This is a genomic window from Phenylobacterium sp. (genome assembly GCF_036263695.1).
In the GTDB taxonomy this organism is placed as follows: domain Bacteria; phylum Pseudomonadota; class Alphaproteobacteria; order Caulobacterales; family Caulobacteraceae; genus Phenylobacterium.
Window position 1 is genome coordinate 1 of sequence record NZ_DATAGM010000472.1, and the last position, 3326, is coordinate 3326.

3 protein-coding genes are annotated in these 3326 nt (G+C 74.3%); 1 reads left to right on the forward strand and 2 read right to left on the reverse strand.

What is annotated here, in order from left to right:
* Positions 1-1054, forward strand: a 1054-nt coding sequence (locus VHK87_RS18985) for a TonB-dependent receptor domain-containing protein (RefSeq protein WP_329636460.1), incomplete at its 5' end; no start/stop codon positions are given.
* A 59-nt stretch (positions 1055-1113) separates the two neighbouring features.
* Here VHK87_RS18985 and mnmD read toward each other — a convergent pair.
* Positions 1114-2916 carry a tRNA (5-methylaminomethyl-2-thiouridine)(34)-methyltransferase MnmD gene (mnmD, locus tag VHK87_RS18990; protein WP_329636461.1) on the reverse strand — a complete coding sequence of 601 codons (1803 nt, stop codon included), beginning with the start codon at positions 2914-2916 and terminating at the stop codon, positions 1114-1116.
* 71 nt (positions 2917-2987) lie between these two features.
* Positions 2988-3326, reverse strand: a 339-nt coding sequence (locus tag VHK87_RS18995) for a hypothetical protein (RefSeq protein ID WP_329636462.1), incomplete at its 5' end; no start/stop codon positions are given.

Sequence of the window (3326 nt, forward strand, 5' to 3'; positions counted from 1 at the left end):
CCCGATAACCGACAACCTCGAAGCGACCCTCGCCGGCCGCTATGAGCGCTACATCGGGTTCGACGAGACCTTCAATCCGAAGCTCTCGCTGCGCTGGCAGGCGACGGACTGGCTGGCGCTCCGCGGCGCCATCGGCTCCACCTACCGCGCGCCGCTGGCGACCATCACCACCAGCGACTTCGACCGCGGGCTGACCAACGCCAGCGGCACCTATCGGGCGAACGACCTCTTCGGCAACCCGGACCTGGAGCCGGAAACCGCCAAGACCCTCGATCTCGGGGTGATCTTCACGTTCGACCGCTTCAACGCGACGATCGACTACTGGCAGTTCGACTTCGAGGATCCGCTGACCAGCGAGGCCACCGCCGACCTGCTCGCCCTGGCCATGCCGACCGCCGGCGGCTGCGGCCCCGCGGCGGTGCTGACGAGGCTCACCCTCACCAGCCCCTGCGAGCCCGGAGCCAGCTCGGCTGTGAACCGCGGCAAGATCCTCTCGTACCGCACCCAGTACATCAACGGCGGGGCGATCGAGACGTCGGGCATCGACTTCCAGGCCAACTTCGACGTGGGCGAGGTCCTGGGCGGCGAGCTGCAGGCCGGCTTCGACGGCACCTGGCTGCTGAAGTTTGACGAGTCGCCTTACGAGATCGAAGGGGTGCCGACGGCGGCGGGCAAGATCGATCGCGTGGGCACCTACCGCGCCTCGGTCTTCACCGGCTACAACCAGCTGCGGGCCAACGCCTTCGTCAACTGGAACCGCGACATCCACAACCTCCGCTGGCAGATCCGCCACGTGGGCTCCACGGTCCACAGCGAGGCGACGGCCAACGCCATCGCCGTCAACGTGAAAGGCACCACCAAGATCGACGAGTACTGGCAGCACGACCTGACCTACACCGCCCAGCTGCCGTGGGACACCACGGCCACCCTGTCGGTGCAGAACGTGTTCGACGCCGATCCGCCGTTCGCGATCGCCACCCAGTACAACTACGACCCGGGCAGCGGAAACCCGCTGGGCCGCGTGTTCGTGGTCGGCCTGAAGAAGCGGTTCTAAGCCGCAGGGCCATCACCTGATTGGGCGCCGCTCCACACCGGGGCGGCGCCCTTTCCTTTTCAGGGACCGGGATTTGGGGGCCTCGCCGCGCGCCTTTCGAAGCGCGCGGGATCGACCAGCGCCGCCAACGCGGCCGGGAGCGGCGAGGGGGCGCCGAGCGCCTGGGCCGCCACCTGCTCGGCGAGCAGCGGCGCAACAGCGAAGCCGCGCGAGCCGAAGCCGGTCAGCAGATGGACGCCCGGCAGGCCCGGCGCCGGGCCCGCCAGCGGCAGACGGTCGGGCGTCACCGCCCGCACCGAGGCCCGCCCCGCCAGCGGCCGCCCCGCAATCCGCGCCGCCAGCCCGGGCAGGGCGGCGCGAAGCTGCGCCAGGTTTCGCTCGTGGTCCCCGGGGCGAAGGTCGCGGGCGGCGTCCTCGCGGTCGTGCGTGGCGCCGAACAGCGTCCCGCCTTCCCCGGTTGGCAGCGCGTAGCCGCCCCAGGCTGCGGCGACGGGCGGTGCGACGTCGCGGACCCAGCTCGCCTGCCCCCGGACCGGCGACAACGGCAAGCCGGGGGTCACCTCGCGGCTCTCCAGCCCCGCGCAGAGGATCACCTGCTCGGCCTCGGCCAGGAGGGCGTCCCCGTCGCCAAGCAGGCGCCAGGCCTCGCCGATCCGCTCCAGCCGGCGGACGCGGCCGCAGCGCGTCGGCGGCAGCCAGGCGGCGAGCGGGGTCTTGGGAGCGATGACCAGGGCGGGCGCCTGGTCCAGGGCCAGGGGGGCGGGCTCGCCGAGCCGCGCGCCGGCCGCCTCGGGCTCGAGGACCTGCAGAGCGCCGGGATCGAACAGGTCCGACGCGGCGATCTTCCCGAACCGGGCGGCGTCGCGCGGCTGGGCGGCGAGCTGCAGCACGCCCCGGGAGATCACGGCGCCTGGCAGGGCCTCGTAGAGCCCCACGGCCCGTGTCCAGGCCTGGGCGAACAGGGCGGCTAGGGGACCGAGGCCGGCGTCCAGCCGCGGCGTCACCAGCGCGGCGGGATTGCCTGACGCCCCCGCCCCGGCCGCCTCGGCTTCGATGACCAGCGGCTCGACGCCCAGCGCGCGCAGGGCGCGCGCCGCCGACGCGCCGGCGATCCCCGCGCCAACCACCGCGACCCGCGCCGACGGCCGCTCGCGGGCCTCGCCCGGAAGCTGCGCCTCCAGACGCTCGCGCTTGCGGCCGAAGCCGGGACGCTTGTCCACCGAGAACCCCGCGGCCTGCAGCCCGCGCCGGACCGCGCCGGCGACCGTGAAGGTGGCGGCCCGGGCCCCAGGCGCCGAGCGGGCGGCGACCAGGTCCAACACCTCCTGGCGCCACATCTGCGGATTGGCGGCCGGCGCGAAGCCGTCGAGGAACCAGGCGTCGGCCGCGCCGGACCAGGCCGCCAGGGCCTCGGCCGCCTCCAGGTGGGCGATGTCGATCAGCACTCCCAGCCCGGGCAGCTCGATCCGGTGAAAGCCCCGAGCCTTGCCCGGCCACTGGGCGAGCAGAGGCTGCGCCACGTCCGCGAGCTCGGGCCAGGCGGCCAGGGCCCGCGCCGCCTCCTCCACGGGCAGCGGATAGGCTTCGACGCTGAAGACGTGCAGCCGGCCTTCCGGCGGCCGCGTGCGCCGCCACAACCCGAGCAGCGCCAGGATGTTGAGCCCGGTGCCGAAACCCAGCTCGCCGACCACGAAGCGGCGCCGGCCGGCCCACCGCTCCGGCAGGCCGCAGCCGGTCAGGAACACGGCGCGGGACTCCGCCAGCCCGTCCTCGGCCGAGAAGTAGACGTCGCCGAACAGCCGCGAGCGCGGCTGGCCGTCGCCGGTCCAGGTCAGCGGCGATGCGCCGGCGGGATCGCTCATGGCGCCTTCATAAACGAAAAGGGCCGCCCCGAAGGGCGGCCCTCGCGAAACACGCGGATGCGTGGATCGGCTTAGTGGCCCGCAGCCGGGGCGGCCGGAGCAGCCGGAGCGGTCGAAGCGCCAGCTTCGGCGCCCGTGGCCGCGCCAGCGGCGGCGCCAGCGGCAGCGCCGGTCGCAGCGCCGGCGGCGGCCGGGTCGGTCGCGGTCGCAGCGGCGTCGGTGGCCGGCGGGGTGGTCGCCATGGCGTCGGCGGCCGGGGCGGTGGCGGCGGCGTCGGCGGCCGGAGCTTCCGCGGCGGGCTCTTCAGCCTTTTCGGCGTTCTGCTGGCAGGCGGCGACGGAGAGCGCGGCCATGGCGGCGCCGGCGACGAGCAGCTTGCGGAGAGTTTCGGAGGTCATGATCCCTGGGTT